The 14,490-nt window shown below is 68.7% G+C and carries 17 protein-coding genes; all 17 read left to right on the top strand.

Going from position 1 to position 14,490, the window contains the following annotated elements:
- The first annotated feature begins 58 nt into the window (after window positions 1–58).
- The 17 genes from ACIQRW_RS27290 to ACIQRW_RS27210 all read left to right on the top strand — a co-directional run bounded on the left by ACIQRW_RS27290 (window position 59) and on the right by ACIQRW_RS27210 (window position 14,180).
- A complete protein-coding gene (locus ACIQRW_RS27290; RefSeq protein ID WP_403764912.1) occupies window positions 59–706 on the top strand; it encodes an ATP-binding protein in 648 nt (215 codons plus the stop codon).
- Window positions 706–1,053, top strand: coding sequence for a DUF4326 domain-containing protein (locus tag ACIQRW_RS27285; protein WP_403764910.1), 348 nt, complete (start codon window positions 706–708; stop codon window positions 1,051–1,053). The genes ACIQRW_RS27290 and ACIQRW_RS27285 overlap by 1 nt, the downstream gene beginning before the upstream one ends.
- Window positions 1,053–1,472 carry a DUF6195 family protein gene (locus tag ACIQRW_RS27280; RefSeq protein WP_310872332.1) on the top strand — a complete coding sequence of 140 codons (420 nt, stop codon included), beginning with the start codon at window positions 1,053–1,055 and terminating at the stop codon, window positions 1,470–1,472. The genes ACIQRW_RS27285 and ACIQRW_RS27280 overlap by 1 nt, the downstream gene beginning before the upstream one ends.
- Window positions 1,472–2,590 (top strand): DUF2637 domain-containing protein, encoded by a 1,119-nt coding sequence (locus ACIQRW_RS27275; protein WP_403764908.1) that lies wholly within the window; start codon window positions 1,472–1,474, stop codon window positions 2,588–2,590. Before ACIQRW_RS27280 ends, ACIQRW_RS27275 begins: the two co-directional genes overlap by 1 nt.
- Before the next feature lie 83 nt (window positions 2,591–2,673).
- Window positions 2,674–3,225, top strand: coding sequence for a hypothetical protein (locus ACIQRW_RS27270; protein WP_403764906.1), 552 nt, complete (start codon window positions 2,674–2,676; stop codon window positions 3,223–3,225).
- Between the two features lie 484 nt (window positions 3,226–3,709).
- Window positions 3,710–4,273: a hypothetical protein gene (locus tag ACIQRW_RS27265; RefSeq protein ID WP_403764904.1), complete on the top strand. Its 564-nt coding sequence runs from the start codon at window positions 3,710–3,712 to the stop codon at window positions 4,271–4,273.
- Window positions 4,274–4,283: 10 nt separating this feature from the next.
- Entirely contained in the window at window positions 4,284–5,261 is a 978-nt protein-coding gene (locus ACIQRW_RS27260) for an NlpC/P60 family protein (protein WP_403764902.1), read from the top strand.
- 50 nt (window positions 5,262–5,311) lie between these two features.
- Complete coding sequence (locus ACIQRW_RS27255) at window positions 5,312–5,650, top strand: hypothetical protein (RefSeq protein ID WP_007447287.1); 339 nt, start codon at window positions 5,312–5,314, stop codon at window positions 5,648–5,650.
- A 3-nt stretch (window positions 5,651–5,653) separates the two neighbouring features.
- Window positions 5,654–6,964 carry a hypothetical protein gene (locus tag ACIQRW_RS27250; protein WP_403764901.1) on the top strand — a complete coding sequence of 437 codons (1,311 nt, stop codon included), beginning with the start codon at window positions 5,654–5,656 and terminating at the stop codon, window positions 6,962–6,964.
- Window positions 6,945–8,576: a hypothetical protein gene (locus ACIQRW_RS27245; protein WP_403764899.1), complete on the top strand. Its 1,632-nt coding sequence runs from the start codon at window positions 6,945–6,947 to the stop codon at window positions 8,574–8,576. The genes ACIQRW_RS27250 and ACIQRW_RS27245 overlap by 20 nt, the downstream gene beginning before the upstream one ends.
- 6 nt (window positions 8,577–8,582) lie before the next feature.
- Window positions 8,583–10,109 (top strand): SCO6880 family protein, encoded by a 1,527-nt coding sequence (locus ACIQRW_RS27240; protein WP_403764897.1) that lies wholly within the window; start codon window positions 8,583–8,585, stop codon window positions 10,107–10,109.
- Window positions 10,106–11,542, top strand: a complete 1,437-nt coding sequence (locus tag ACIQRW_RS27235; RefSeq protein ID WP_403764895.1) for an ATP/GTP-binding protein — start codon at window positions 10,106–10,108, stop codon at window positions 11,540–11,542. The genes ACIQRW_RS27240 and ACIQRW_RS27235 overlap by 4 nt, the downstream gene beginning before the upstream one ends.
- A gap of 61 nt (window positions 11,543–11,603) precedes the next feature.
- Window positions 11,604–11,924 carry a DUF6238 family protein gene (locus ACIQRW_RS27230; protein WP_403764893.1) on the top strand — a complete coding sequence of 107 codons (321 nt, stop codon included), beginning with the start codon at window positions 11,604–11,606 and terminating at the stop codon, window positions 11,922–11,924.
- On the top strand, window positions 11,924–12,187 hold the full coding sequence (locus ACIQRW_RS27225; protein ID WP_381179840.1) for a hypothetical protein: 264 nt from the start codon (window positions 11,924–11,926) through the stop codon (window positions 12,185–12,187). Before ACIQRW_RS27230 ends, ACIQRW_RS27225 begins: the two co-directional genes overlap by 1 nt.
- Window positions 12,188–12,226: 39 nt before the next feature.
- Window positions 12,227–12,898, top strand: coding sequence for a type IV secretory system conjugative DNA transfer family protein (locus ACIQRW_RS27220; protein WP_403764891.1), 672 nt, complete (start codon window positions 12,227–12,229; stop codon window positions 12,896–12,898).
- Window positions 12,802–13,674 (top strand): type IV secretory system conjugative DNA transfer family protein, encoded by an 873-nt coding sequence (locus tag ACIQRW_RS27215; protein ID WP_403764889.1) that lies wholly within the window; start codon window positions 12,802–12,804, stop codon window positions 13,672–13,674. The genes ACIQRW_RS27220 and ACIQRW_RS27215 overlap by 97 nt, the downstream gene beginning before the upstream one ends.
- Window positions 13,671–14,180, top strand: a complete 510-nt coding sequence (locus tag ACIQRW_RS27210; RefSeq protein WP_403764887.1) for a hypothetical protein — start codon at window positions 13,671–13,673, stop codon at window positions 14,178–14,180. Before ACIQRW_RS27215 ends, ACIQRW_RS27210 begins: the two co-directional genes overlap by 4 nt.
- Window positions 14,181–14,490 lie beyond the last annotated feature (310 nt).

Here is a 14,490-nt window from a genome sequence, read left to right as displayed (position 1 = left end):
CAGCGCCAGGTCGATGCGCGCAATGGAACGAATACTCGCTGCGAAAGGACTTCAGGTCGTGCCGGACACCGACCCCGCCGACGAGGCACCGGAAGAGAACCCCGGAGACCGCGAGTGGCACTGCCGGGCTCGGGCCGACTACGCCGTGAGCCGCTGGCAGAGGGCAACCCCTCCCCGGTTCCGTGACGCTGAGGCCACGCTGCCGAAGGTCATCGACTGGGCCGACCGGGCACTCACGGACAACGCTGCCGCTGGTGCGCTGCTCCTCACCGGCCTCACGGGGACGGGCAAGACGCACCAGGCGTACGGGGCCATGCGGAGGATCGCGGCCGGCGGACCGGACCGGTTCGAGCTGATCGCCGTGAACTCAGCGGACATGTACGGCAACCTGCGGCCGTCACAGGTCATGGGGGCAGCAGAACACGAGCTGCAACGGCTCAGCCGGGTTCAGTACCTGCTCCTCGATGACCTCGGCACGGCGAAGACTTCGGAATGGACCGAAGAGGTCACGTACCGGTTGATCAACTACCGGTACAACCACTGCTTGCCGACGATCATCACGTCCAACCTTCCGGCCCGCGATGAGAACGGCCCGGACCTGAGCGACTTCGTCGGGGCCCGCGTGGCGAGCCGTCTGGCCGAGATGGTCACGACCCTCGTGCCGATGATCGGCGCCGATCGGCGCCGTGGTGGGAGGGCGGCGTAATGCCCGTCCGCCTCCGCGGAGCGTCCCGCGATGCCGCAGCGTTGTCCACAGCCTGTGCATACGTCGGTCCTCGCAGCCGGTACGCGAACCCGTTCACAGCCGGGGTGCGGTCCCCGCTCGGTCCCCCGATGGACGCTGCGGAGTCGGTGGACCTCTTCGCCGCCACGCTCCGGGGCCCGGTCGGACGTCACTACGCCGCTCGCTTCGCCCGAGTCCTGCGCGGGCTCGACCTGATGTGCACATGCCCCCTTGATGCTCCGTGCCACGCGGACGTTCTCCTCCGCCTCGCCAATGAGCCCGGCGGCAGCACCGCACCCGGCACTACCGATCTTCTGGAAGGCCCCTGATGAGTCACCCGATCATGCTTGCTGCGGCCAAGCACCTCACCACCGCAGAGGAACGGCGCAAGAACGCTCGGGAGGCCGCGTTCCGCACCTGGGGTCCGAGGTCGATCACCGCAGCGTCCAAGTACGCACGCACCCTCCTGGGGGACGCCGCAGTCACGCTCGACTGGGAGGTACTGGGGCTTCTCAGCTTCGAGGAACACCTGCAAGCCTTCGCGTCGCTCGACACGACCGGGGGCCAGCACCTGGAGCTGTACTACACCGATCAGGGCGGCACGGAACGAATCTCGCTGCGGGTGTCGTGCGTGAGCTGCCCGAGTCAGCACGTGCACGAGGTCACGTCTTTGGAACAGCTCGGACGGCTCCTCTCGCAGACCCCTGCCTGGCAGGACATCAGCCCGCGCGACGGGGGCAACCTCTGATGTCACACGCGCACATAGACACGGCGGCGGGAACCGAACAGCAGGAGAGCTACAGCCTGCGCGGAATGACGGCCTGGGACCGCAGTGCGATCATCCTGCTCGGCGCGGCCGGCTTCGCCTTCTCGTACGACGCACTGCGTCAGATCGCCCTCGCGATCCACGCCAGGGAGACCTTGTCCTACCTCTTCCCGGTGTTCATCGACGGGTTCATTGCCTACGGCGTGCGGGCGATCGTGCTCCTTCGGCACCAGCGGTTCGCCGCACGGCTCTACGCCTGGTTCTTGTTCCTCGCGGCGACCGGGGCGAGCCTCGGCGCGAACGCTCTGCACGCCATCACGTTGAACGATTCTCCGCAGGCCGGACGGTCCGCGCTGCACCTTACGGACAGCGTCGTCGGTGTGCTGTCGATGCTCGCGCCGCTCGCACTGGCCGGATCGGTCCACCTCTACATTCTGATGGCGCGGACGGCTGAGCGGGCGGTCCCGGACCGGGCTGACACTGGTCCCGGACCGGTCCGCGAGGAGTCTCCGACGCTCGAACGCGTCACGGTCCAGCAGGGTCCTCGTCCGCTGGAAGCACCAGCATCGATGCCTCCGCGGCGGTTGACGAGCGGTCCGTCCGCGCCGCAGGATGCCGCCGCAGTAACCGTTGACCTGCGGAAATCCGAGCCCCTGCCCGACGTGGAACCACGTACGGAGGACGCTGCGGCTCACCCGTCCGCGGGAGCGGACGGAGAGGAGACGGAGGGTAAGAGCGCGGACGGACCGGGCGGCGGACCTGCGGACCACGCGCCGACCACAGCAGTGCCGGAGAGCATGAAGTCCCCCGGCCCCACGGCGGTCCCGACCCCGACGGACGGCGAAAAGCCGTCCGTCCCGGACGACTCGGAATGCCCCCAGGACCGGGAGGCGGACGACGACTGGTTGGCAGAGTTGCTGCCGATCGCGCGGGCGGCTACCGAGCGGGCCGGACGGACCAGTCGTGAGGTTGTAGGGGACGCCGTCCGCAAGCACCAGGCGATCAGCAACGACCGTCTTGGTGTGCTGCTGGCCCGGCTGAAGGAAGAGGACGACGAGGCAACGAGGACACCCGCCGCTGCCTCCACCGCCCTCTGGTGATCTCATCTCATGACGGGCCCGGGGCCTGCGGGGCTCGCGCCGTGCATGCCCCGGCCGGTCAGCTTGATCAGGAAGGAACGACGATGTGGTCTCGCCGACGCGACCGGGCGGAGGACGCCGTCCGCGCCGATGCCGTACAGGCAGCGTCCGCCCTCACGGTTCACCTCCAGGGCGGCGGCAATCTTGTGCCGGTCCAAGCGGACGGCCTTGCACTTGCGGCCGGTGAAGTCGCCTTCGCGGACGTGGCGTGCTCCGCCGCCCGCTTCTACGGGACAGAGGTCGACTACCCGACCTCGGCCAGCGGGTATTTCGAGGATCACCCGACCTTCGGCCGGCGGTGGGTGAGCAACGGTCGACTCGACGCCCGTCGGCGCCAGGAAGCGGAGGATGCCGCCCTTCCGCAGTGGCGCGATCACACCGCCGCCCGAGTGGTGCTCACCTCAACCGGGGTACGGCTCCTGCCGCTGAGGGCTCGCGAGTGGATGCCGTTCGACCACGCCCTTCTGACCGGAGTCGCTGCTGAGCCGTCCGCCGTCGTCCTCTCGTACAGCACGTGCGCACCCCTGCTTCTTTCCGGCCCGGCCGCGCCGTGGCTCGGCGTGGCGATTGAGCACCTTCGCCACGGGGCCGCATAGGGCCCGCAAAGCCTTCCCCCGAGCGAAAGCCGGAACTTAATTCCTGGAATTAAGTTCCGGCTTTTTTCGTGATTCGAGTTGTCCGCGAACCCCTGCAAGGATTCAGGCACGGCCAACGCCACAAGGCGTTTTCCGGCCGTAGAGATCTGCTCACGATCTCGCCCGAATCACGGAAGGGGCTGATGGCCTTGATATGAGTAACGCGCCCGTCAGCTCAACCGTCTCGCAGATGCGAAACAAGATCGAACTCTTCCGCAGATGAGACAGGCAGATAGAGCTATACGCTCCGGCCTGCTTTGCGATTTCCCCGGCATTCGCCGGTAAAGCCCGCAGGAGGAATCCCCCTCCTTCCTGCGAAGGAGCGGCGCGGCCCCCAGTCCCCGCGGGACCGCGCCGCTCGCACTTCCGAAATCTCTTGCACCAAGGTTGTGGTTCCCGCATGCCTCGATCCACCCGTTTCATACCCATATCAGCTGCAATAGGTGTGGCTGGTTCCCTGACCCTTCTGTCGACCGGCTGCTCCACCTCGACCAACGACGCCTCCGCGGCCTCGACCGTGTCCGCGCAGCCGCACTCCGTCTCGGCGGGCATCCCCGACACGGCCACGCCGCACAGCAGCGCTACCTCCTCCTCGTCAGCTACCGGACTCCCCAAGCACGTTGAGCGGACGGCGCGGGCCTTCACTACGGCCTACACGGAGCACGATGCCCGCGACGGTGCCGACAGCTCGTACGCGGATGCCGGCGCTCGGGCAGCCCGGCTCGCCTCGGGGGAACTCGCTGGCGTGCTCGCCCAGAAGCGGCCGAGTCAAGACGCCGCCTGGGCCGCCCTGCGGGCCGAGAAGGCACATCAGACGGCCAAGATCACGTCAGCAGTCGTCCCCGACGGCGCACCTGCGGCAACGGCCTCCTCCGCTCTCGTCCGCGTGAGCTACACCCTCACGACCGCCCCGAAGTCCGGTCACACGCGCAGCAGTAGCGAACAGCTCGCGCTCCGCCTGGAGCACACCTCCATGGGCTGGCGCGTCACCGCCTTGCCCTGGGCGTGACGGGGCCGCGATGAACAAGGGCACGCAAGCTGGCCTGGGACTCGTCACGGCCGGGCTCATCACCGGTGTCGCCATGCTGACCACGTTCGGAGGGGCCGACAGCGCCTCCGCGCAGGAAGCCGGACCGGGTGGCGGCATCACGACGGACGCTCCCGTGCCGGGCTGGGTCCGTGAGCTGATCAACAAGCACGCGGGCGAGTGCCCGCAGGTCACAGCCTCGCTCCTGGCGGCTCAGCTCTACACGGAAAGCCACTTCAACTCCGGCGCGACGTCACCCGTCGGCGCTCTCGGGATCGCCCAGTTCATGCCGGGGACCTGGGCCCAGCACGGCAAGGACGGCGACGGCGACGGAGTCAAGGACGTCCGCAACCCCGCCGACGCCATCGCCGCGCAAGCCGCGTACGACTGCACCTTGGCCGACGAGGTCAAGAAGGTGCCGGGCGACTCGACGGACAACATGCTGGCCGCGTACAACGCGGGCGGCGGCGCGGTGATCAAGTACGGCGGCATCCCCCCGTACCCCGAGACCCGCAACTACGTGCGCAGCATTCGCGCTCTGGCCTCGAAATGGGCCGACGCCGTCAGCCCGGACGCACCGGCCGGCAAGGACGCCGCCCGCGCGATCTCGGCCGCGAAGACGGCCCTGGGCACTTGGTACCGGTGGGGCGGCAGTTGCGTCATGCCGTACGAGGGTTTGGGCGGCTGCGACTGCTCCTCGCTCACCAAGATGGCCTGGTCAGCGGCGGGAGTGAACCTGCCGCGCACCACGTACGACCAGGTCCACGCAGGGACTGCCGTCAAGGCCGTCTCCCAACTCGTCCCGGGCGACCTGCTGTTCAGCGTCCCGGGCAGCGCCGGCCCTGAGCACGTCGGCATGTACATCGGCGGCGGCCAGGTCATCGACGCACCGCACACCGGGGCTCAGGTGCGGATCAAGCCGCTCAGCGACTGGAAACCGCAGATCATCGCGATGCGGCACGTCGGCTAATCACGCCAAAACATCCCAAACCACTCCTCACAGCACCAAGGGGCTGAACCATGCACAACCTCCTTTCTGCCGCTGCCGATCCCTCCCTGCACACGACCCTCGCCGCCGGAGCCGATGTTGTGTCCGGCGTGAAGCCGGACTGGGGCCCCTTCGGGAAGCTTGGCGGCACGGCGAAGGTCATCCTGGGTGTCATCGCCGCCGTCGTCCTGGTCGTCGGCGCCGGTGCCTTCCTCGCCGGTGTCGGCAAGTCGAAGGGGTGGTTCGGTGAGGGCCACTCCACGATGGACAGCTCGCGCGGCAAGGGCATGATGGTCGGCGGCCTGACCTGCGTCTTCCTCGTGGCCAGCTTCGGCACCATCTTCGCCATCACGTACGGCATGGGTGTGTGACCCATGCCTATCCGATCCCGGAGGAACGTTTCCTCCTCGAAAGCCAGCGGAGCGCGCCGCTCGTCGGCCAAGCTCTGGGGCATCGTGGCCGGCGGTGCGGCCGTGGTCACTGCGGCCGGGGTGGTCGTCAGCATGACGACGGGCACCCCTCCGGCCACGGCACCCTCCGCGTCGGCACCCGCCCACTCGGCTCCGCAGGCGAGCGGGGAAGGCATGCGGGAGCTCCACGGCGTCCCTGTCAGCTACCCGCACACTCGATCCGGTGCCAAGGCGGCAGCGGCCAACTACACGACGATCAACGGGAGCTCGCAGTTCCTCACGGACAAGGACGCGCGACACCGTGCGGTGGCAGTTATGGCGGCCAAGGGCTCGGCTGATGCGGCGGTGAAGAAGGCCGACCACGCTGCCGAAGACGCGGTCGGCTCCCTGCGGGGCGACACCTCCAAGGTCTCCGTCAAGAAGACCGTCGCGCGTACCGGTGTCCTCTCGGCGCATGTCCTGGGCTTCGACGCCCACGGGGCGATGGTGCGGCTGTGGACGACGACAGTTCGCGGCAACACGGCCGGGCACGCGACACCGAAGACGGGCTTCCACTCGGTGACGGTCACCCTCACCTGGGAGTCCGACGACTGGAAGCTGAAGGACAGTTCGGCCTCGACGGGACTGGTCGCTCCGATTGACGTGCGGCAGGCATCCAACGTACCGGGCGACTTCTCGGACTACGTCCCGGCCGCTGCAGAAGACCCCGTGCTGAGCGGCGCCGAAGACCGAAGTGGATTCCCGGCACCGTACGGACACAACGAGCGTGGCGCTCGTGCCGCTGCCGTCAGCGCCACCATGCTCTACGGCGACCCTCGGTTCTTCACCGATGAGGACTGGCGGCACCGGATGCTGTCGGCCACGGCCGCGTCGAGCGTGCTGCACTCGGTCACCTCGGACACCGACTCGACGGCTCGTCTGGTCATGGAGAACCGCGGTGTCGGCGCGGACGGGACGACCGCCGACGGCAGCGAGCTGATCACGCGGACGGCGGCGCTCGCCACCCGCTCGATCTCCTACTCCGACCAGGCCGCGAGCGTGGAGCTGTGGACGGCGTCGGTGGGGGGCGTCGCCGGGAAGGACGAGACGCAGCGCCCGCAGGTCGCCTTCCTGCGGATGACCGTGGATCTGGTCTGGGAGGACGGCACCTGGAAGACGACGGCCGTCACGCCGTCCGAACCGCTCGTGCCGTCTCCGCCGGCCATGCAGGAGGCGGCCCCGGCCGACAGCTTCGCGGACGTGGGGGGTGCCAGCAATGCGCCTGCGACTGCGTGACGACGCCCCCGGCCTGCTGACCATCGAGCGGGGAGCCCCGGGCCGCTGGCGCCGCCGCCTCCAGGCGGTGGCGATGGTCAACGTGATCGTCGGGTTCGTGTTTGTGCCCTCGGCGGTGGCCAATCCCTTCTGCTACATCCCGATGGTGTGTGAGGCGAAGGCGGCTATCGACTTCGTCAAGGACCCGCTGGGATTCCTGCTCCAGAAGCTCACCGAGGCGAACATCTGGTTCCTGCGCAAGATGCTGGAGCTGATCCAGAACACCACGAAGATCGACCTGACGAGCCCCGGCTTCCTGAAGCAGTACGCGATCATCTTCGCGGCCTCCAGCCTGCTCACCGTGGCTCTCTGGTTGATCGCCGTGGCCAAGCGAGCGATCCGCGGAGTCGCCCTGACCACCGCCGTGTCCGAGGCGATCGGCTTCCTGCTCCTCCAGTTTGTGGTCAACGCCATGACGCCGGGCGCAATCGCGCTGCTGATGAAGGCCATTGACGAAGTCACGGCGGTCTTCGAGCCGTACGCGACGAGCAACTTCAAACCGTTCCTGGAGAACATCCTCAAGGTTATGGCTGCCAACCCCACGGAGGGCGTGGGACAGCTGCTGGTCGTCAACCTCATCATGATGTGCGGCGCCCTGCTGATGTGGATCGAGCTGCTGATCCGCAGCGCGGCCATCTACGTGGCCGTCGCGCTCGGGCCGATCGTCAACGCCGGGCTGGTCGATCGCGATCTGTGGGGCAAGTCAAAGAAGTGGTTCGGCGCCATCTTCGCCATCGGCCTGAGTAAACCGATCTTGTTCGCCCTGCTGGGCCTGGGCGGCGCGATCCTCAGCGACACCTCGGGGAGCATGTCCGACGCGGTCTCCAAGACCCTGGTCGGCGCGTTGATCCTCCTGCTTGCCGTCTTCGCGTCCGCCACGCTCTACAAGTGGGTGCCCGCCTTCGGCGACGAGATGGCCAGTCTCCACCACGACCGGAAGAGTGCACAGTCCTCCGGCCCGGCCGCCGCGGTCGACGGCCCCGCCCAGCACGCCAACAGGGCGATGGGTGCTCGTGTCCAGGACTCCTTGGTCGGCGGCTCCAAGTCCGCTGGCGCCGAGACCGCTGGCGCGAAGATGGGCGGCGGAACTGCTGTGGCCGGACCGGTCGCGGTCGGTGCCGCCATTGCCAAGGCCGGCGTCGACGTGGCGAAGAACAAGGCCACCAGCTCCCCGGGCGCACAGGGCACCGACGCCGCAGGCGGCGGCAAGGCCGAACAACCCGAAAGCCAGCAGGGCGGCGAGGACACTGCCGGTACGTCCGGTGCACCGGCCGCCGCTAGTCCCCAGGGAGCGACCTCCGACCCGGTCGTCGGCTCTTCTCCGGACTGGTCCTCGGCCGGTGGCCACGCCTCGGCCGGACGCGCACCGGGAGCCAATGGGGCATCGGGCACAGCACAGCCGCCCTCCCCGCCGTCAACCGGCACGGGAACCTCGGGCCCGACACCGCCCGCTTCCCCCTCCTCCGCATCAGGAACCACCTCGGGCTCCGGGCCCTCCGTCACGCCCGCGCCGCCGTCGCGGCCCTCGGGCGGCCAGGCACCCGGACGACCGAACCCCAGCAAGGATCAGTGACCCTCCATGTCGACTCGTACGTATCAGTTCGGAAAGCACCGCCCCACAGGGCTGGTCGGCCGCCGAGACCTCGGCGAACAGGTCGTCCTCGGCGGCGGCGCCGTCACCGGCATCCTCTTCGGCTACCTCTTCAACGGCGTGACGGCTATCGCCGCAACGTGCCTGGTCCTGCCGATCCTGCTCGCCCTGGTCATCGTGTACGCACCGTACCGGCCCAAGGGCACGTCCCAGCGGCGCACCCTCTACCGCTGGTGGCGGATCAACCGCTACCACCGCAAGGCGCTCCGCCGTACCGGCGGCGTGTGGGTGTCCCCGGCTGTCGAGGCCGGCGTGCATGCCAACGGCACACCCCCGGACGCCGCTCTTGTGGAGCCGGAAGGCGTCACGGGCATGACGTGGGTGCCGGTTACGGTCCGCGGTCAGCAGGCCGTGGTGGTCCTCCAGCCGGAGGCCGGGTGCGTCACAGCCACTCTGGAGATCGCCTCGCCCGGCCTCGGCGGCAAGGAAGTCGGTGAGCAGATCGTGGCCCTGGAGCGCTGGGGCGAACTCCTCGACGCCTTCGGGAACCTCGAAGAACACCCGGTGAAGCGCATCCAAGTCCTGGCCCGGCAGATGAAGTCGGACCCCTACGCCCACCAGCGTTACATCGCGCAGCGCGACGAGTCGGCCGCGACGACAGACGCCCCGCAGTGGCTGAAGGACTCGTACGACGTACTGGCCAACGCCGTCTCGACCAGCGCCGAGGAACACCGCTACTACATCACCATCCACGCCCGGTTCACCCGCGACCTGGCGGCCGAGGGTGCCGCTCGCGGTACTGGTGACGAAGGAGTCGCCGCCGCCATGGCCGCGTACCTGGATGAGCTGTGGTCCCGTGCGGAGGACGCCGACCTCTCTGTGATCGCGCCCCTGGACGAAGGGCGGATGACCGCGTTCATCCGCAACTCGTACGACCCGGATCACGCCATCTGGGACACCGATCTCCGACAGGCGCACGCCTTCCCCCGCAACGTCGACGTCCGCGACGGCGCCCACGTCGCCACTCGCGCGGCAGGTTCCACGGACAGCTGGTACCACGCCACGGCCGCCGTCGTCGGATGGCCCACGACCCCTGTCGGCCCCGACTTCCTCTCGCCGCTGCTGATCGGGATGCCCGACGTCATCCGCACCATCTCGATCACGCAGCAGCTCGAACCCAACGACAAGGCCGTGGAGCGAATGCTCGCGGAGGACACGAACAACCAGGCCGAGATCGACCGCGACCGTAAGCGCGGCAAGAACATCGACCCGCGCGACCAGATCGCCGCCAGCGCTACCGGATCACGCGGCATGACCCTGGCCTCCTCCGGCGCGGCTGGCTCCGCCGTCGTCGGCTACACCACCATCTCCTCGCGCAGCGCCGAAGAGCTGGAGCGCACCAAGCGCACCACCGCCTCCCGCGCCCGCAACGCGCACCTGCGGATCGAATGGCTCGACCTCGAACACGCCCGCGCCTTCGCCACGACCCTGCCCCTCGCCGGAGGCATCAAGTGACCGACCTCCTCGACCTCGCCCCGCTGTCGCCGATGCACGAGACGGTGCGCCGCCCCCTCTACACCGAGACGACCACCAGCCAGGCCCTTTACCTGCCGATCGCCCCGCCGACCCTCGGCACGGCGGGCGCGATCATCGGCCGGGAGCTTTACTCGGGCAAGGCGTTCATCTACTGCCCGTTCTCGGCGTTCGGTGACGGCCTACCCGGCGGCAACATGATCGTCATGGGGGACACGGGCCGGGGTAAGTCGGCTCTGACCAAGACGTACGCGGCCCGGCAGATCCGCCTCGGGCGTCAGGTCGTCGTCCTCGACACCAAGGAGCAGAAGGAGCGCGAAGAAGGCGAGTGGGCCGCGCTCGGCCGCTCGCTGACCGGCAAGGCCCCGGTGAAGTTCGCGCCCGGCGGCGGCCGTGGTGCCTCGTGCATCAACCCGATGGATCCGGCCATCGCGGGCAAGCGGCAAGTCGAGCTGGTGCGCACGATCGTTGAACTCGGTCTCGGCAAGGCCCTGGACGAGTTCGCCGGCTCTGCCCTGAGGATCGCGATCCGCAGGGCCCACCAGCGGGCGGGAACACTCGGCCGGACCCCGGTCCTGGCCGACGTCTCCGCCGCGCTGCGGTCCCCGGAGGAGTCCGACGCGACGGCCAAGAAGCGTACGCGGGACGAACTTCTCGGTGACGGCCTGGAGGCGTCCTACGTCCTGGACCGGCTCTGCGGCAGTGAACAGGACGACACCGGCGACCTGACGGGCATGCTCGACGGCCCGACCAGCCTGGGCGTGGACCTTGACGCCGACATGATCGTTTTCGACCTGACCAAGGTCCCGTCCGGTGGCGTCGCCATGACCATCCTCGTCGCCGTGATCTCGGTCTTCCTCGAAGAGGTCTGGCTGCGCCCGCTGTGCGAATGTGGGACGGAGCCGGGGCAGCACGACCGCGTCGTGGTCGACGCGAACTCCGGGGCCTGGGAGCTGGGGCCGAACCCCGGCTCCGGCTGCCGCCGCTACACGCAGCGCAAGCGCATCCTCGTCTGTGAGGAAGCGTGGCACATCCTCGGGACGCCCCAACTCGCTTCGCTACTGGAGAAGTTCCTCAAGTTCGCGCGTGGGTACGGCCTGTCCTGCATCTTCATCGTTCATCACTTGTCGGACATCGACGACAGCTCGGAGACCCAAGCGGCGCTGAAGATGGCCGACACCATCGTGATCTACAGCCAGAAGAAGGCGGAGGCGGAAGCGACGGTGGCCCGGCTGGGTCTGCCGTCCTGGACGGCCGAGCACATCATGCGTCTGCGCCGCGGGATCGCCCTTTGGAAGGTCGGCGAGGTGATCTACCCGGGCGTCCAGCATTTGTTGGTGGAGGCCGAGCAGCACTTGTGCTTCTCCTCCGGCTCGATGACCGACCTGGCCAGCACCTCCCCGGACACCGAATGAGCGGATACCACCACCTCTCCGCCGCCGACCCCGTCCACGCAGATCGGAACGAGCCCTCGCCATGACCGTCACCACCGACCACACCACGCTTCCCGCTGACGAACGCGCGGTGCGACAGGACATCGACCAGCTGCACGCCGAAGCACTCGACCTCGCCCGGCGCACGAAAGAGCTGGCCCTCGTGCTGGACCACGGCGACTACTCCGCCGCCGGGGGCCGCGTACGTACGGCCGTCGCCCACATCTGGCGAGCCGCCGAGGACCTGCACAGCGCTTTCCACACCGCGCCCCCGCGCTGTGCCGGGCCCGATGCGTCGATGTCGCGGCTGTGCGGCCGGCGGATGCGCTACCTGGCGGCCGGCGTCGCCCGGAGCGCCGATTAGTGGACATCCTGCCCGGCGGAATCTCCCTGGCCCTGTACGCCGTGACGGCCGTGTGCGCGGTGGCCTTGGTAACGCTCTGGTTCCTGCTGAACCGCGGACGGCGCAACGCCGGATTCGCGAGCAAGGGACAGCTCAAGCGCCAGATGTCGGCCAAAGCAGTCTTGAAGGCCACTGAGATCCGGCCCTCCCTCACCAGCGACGACAGCCACCCCCGCCGCGCAGCTGGGGTGAGCTTCGCGAAGGACCGCGCCGCCGCTCGCTGACCCTCCCTCCTTGTCGCCCACCTCGCTCCGGAGTACGTCATGCACCACCCCCTCGATCCTCACGATTTCGGCTACTCATTGGGTACCTCGCAGCGCCCGAAGGGCGTCGACCTCTGGTCCCGCGCCGACAAGGCATGCCGGGTCATCGGTCCGATGGGCAGCGGAAAGACGATGAGGTTCTTCGCCCCGCTCGTCCGCAACTGGGCCGGGCCGGTCCTGGCCACCTCGACCAAGCCCGATCTGGTCGAACTCACCCTCGACGCGCGGCAGCGGGAGGGCCGGCCCGTCGCGGTCTTCGACCCGCAGAACATCGCACCGAGCCTCCCGCGCTTCCGGTGGACCCCGATCAACGGCGCCGCCGACACGGAGGTGGCGATGATGCGCGGGAAGGCGTTCGTCGCGGGCTCGCGCACCCCCAACGGTGCGGCACAGTCCAGCGAGGGCAGCGCCTTCTACAAGGGGCAGGCGTCCAAGATCCTCGCTGCCTTCTTCCACGCCGCCGCCCTCGACGGCGCCTCACTCGACTGGGTTCTGCGGTGGGCCCGCAAGCTGACCGACCCGGCACCCCCGGCATCCTCAACGCTCACCCGGGCGCCGGCCCCGGTTGGGCGGACATGCTCCGCACGGCCACCACCGGCGACAGCCGCACCGTCGGCAACACCGCCTCGACCCTCGACGCGGCCCTCGAACCCTTCATGCACCAGTCGGTGATCGACGCCCTTCAGGGAGACGGAGAGGACCACACGGACTTCGGCGCGTTCCTCGACGCTGGGGGCACCCTCTACCTCCTCGGTAAGGACAGCGAGGTGAACAGCGTCGCGCCCCTGACCACCGCGATAGCCGAAGACCTTCTGGATTTCGCGGAGGCACACGCCCTCGCGTCCCCGGCCGGGCGGCTCGACCCCGCACTCCTCGCGGCCTTGGACGAGGCGCCGAACATCGCGCCTATCCCCTCCCTCCGCCAACGCGTCGCCGACGGCCGGGGCCGAGGCATCACAGTGGTCTACGGCCTCCAGGCGTGGGCGTCGGCTCGTGCCCGTTTCGGCGACGACACCGCCAAGGAGCTGGCGGCCTTCACCAACAACGTCATCGTCCTGCCCGGGGACAAGGACCCCGACTTCCTGAAGGACATGTCCGACCTGTGTGGTCAGGTCGAGCGAGAGCGCACGACGAAGACCACGTCCGGCGGAGACCGCGGCGGCCACTCGACGGCCACGCACATGGCGCTCGAACCCGTCCTTCGAGGAGACGAGATCAGGGGCCTTCCCGAGGGGCACGCCCTGGTCCTCGCGGACAACCTCCCGCCGATCGTCACCCGGCTCGACGGCATGTGGACCTGGGATTCCTGGGCCGAGATCGAGGGTCACGTCCGTGACCTTAGAGCCGCCAATGAAGCCGAGCGGACCCGGCGGGCTACGGAGAAGAAGAACCGGGCCAAGGCCCACGCGGTGGCGTGGGCCGGCCGTGAAAAAGCGGCTGCCGCATGACCGAGACCCTGACCCGCTTCGAGCCCTTTCCCGAGCCGCCCGCACTGATCCTGGAGTACATCGCGGAGCGGAGCACGGAGGAGTCCGTGACCGCCGACGGTCCCGCTCCGTGGGACATCGGCGCCCTGTCAGCGGAGCTGATCGAGCCGATGCCCGCGTGGCTCGATTCCGTGTGCCGCTGGCTGAACAGGACGTACGCCTGGCAGCCGCAGGACGTCATCCCGCCCTGCTGGGCGAAGCACGAGGGCCTGGCATACGAGATCGCGGCCCTGGCCTTCGCCAGGGGAGACGCGTATGCGGAGGCGGGCTCGTCCGTGATCTGGCACGAGCAGTACGACCGCTTCCTCACCCGAATGAACAAGACGTTGGGCAAGGCAGGCGACGAATGCCGCGTCGGGCAACACGAAGACAGGCCGGCGCGCTTCCAGCTCGCAGCGTGGCCTACCCGCACCGACGGAGGCCGAGAAGAGAAGTCGGGCACACAGCGCGTCAAAGAGCTTGCCTGATGATCGAAAATACAGATGCCGTCTTCTCGGCTGGCCCCACAGCGGCCTCACAGCGCTAAGCGGCTGGGAGCAGGAGGGGGCTCGAACAGTACTCCGCGATCTCGGATTGTCTGGAAGAAGGAACTACATGCATTCGTTCAGTCGGACGACGTGTCTGCGGTCGGGGCCGGTGCTCAGGCAGTGGAAGAGAGGAGCCCCGCTTCCTGGTGTCGCGTACTGGATACCTCGGACGACTGAGCGATTAGGTGGCCACTGAGCGCACGGCGGGTGTGCTGATCACACCGCCGTGATCGCGCCATGCCGCTAAATT

Origin of the sequence: Streptomyces sp. NPDC091287 (assembly GCF_044768525.1) — a bacterium.
Lineage (GTDB): Bacteria > Actinomycetota > Actinomycetes > Streptomycetales > Streptomycetaceae > Streptomyces.
This window is presented reverse-complemented; position numbering and strand designations above follow the sequence as displayed.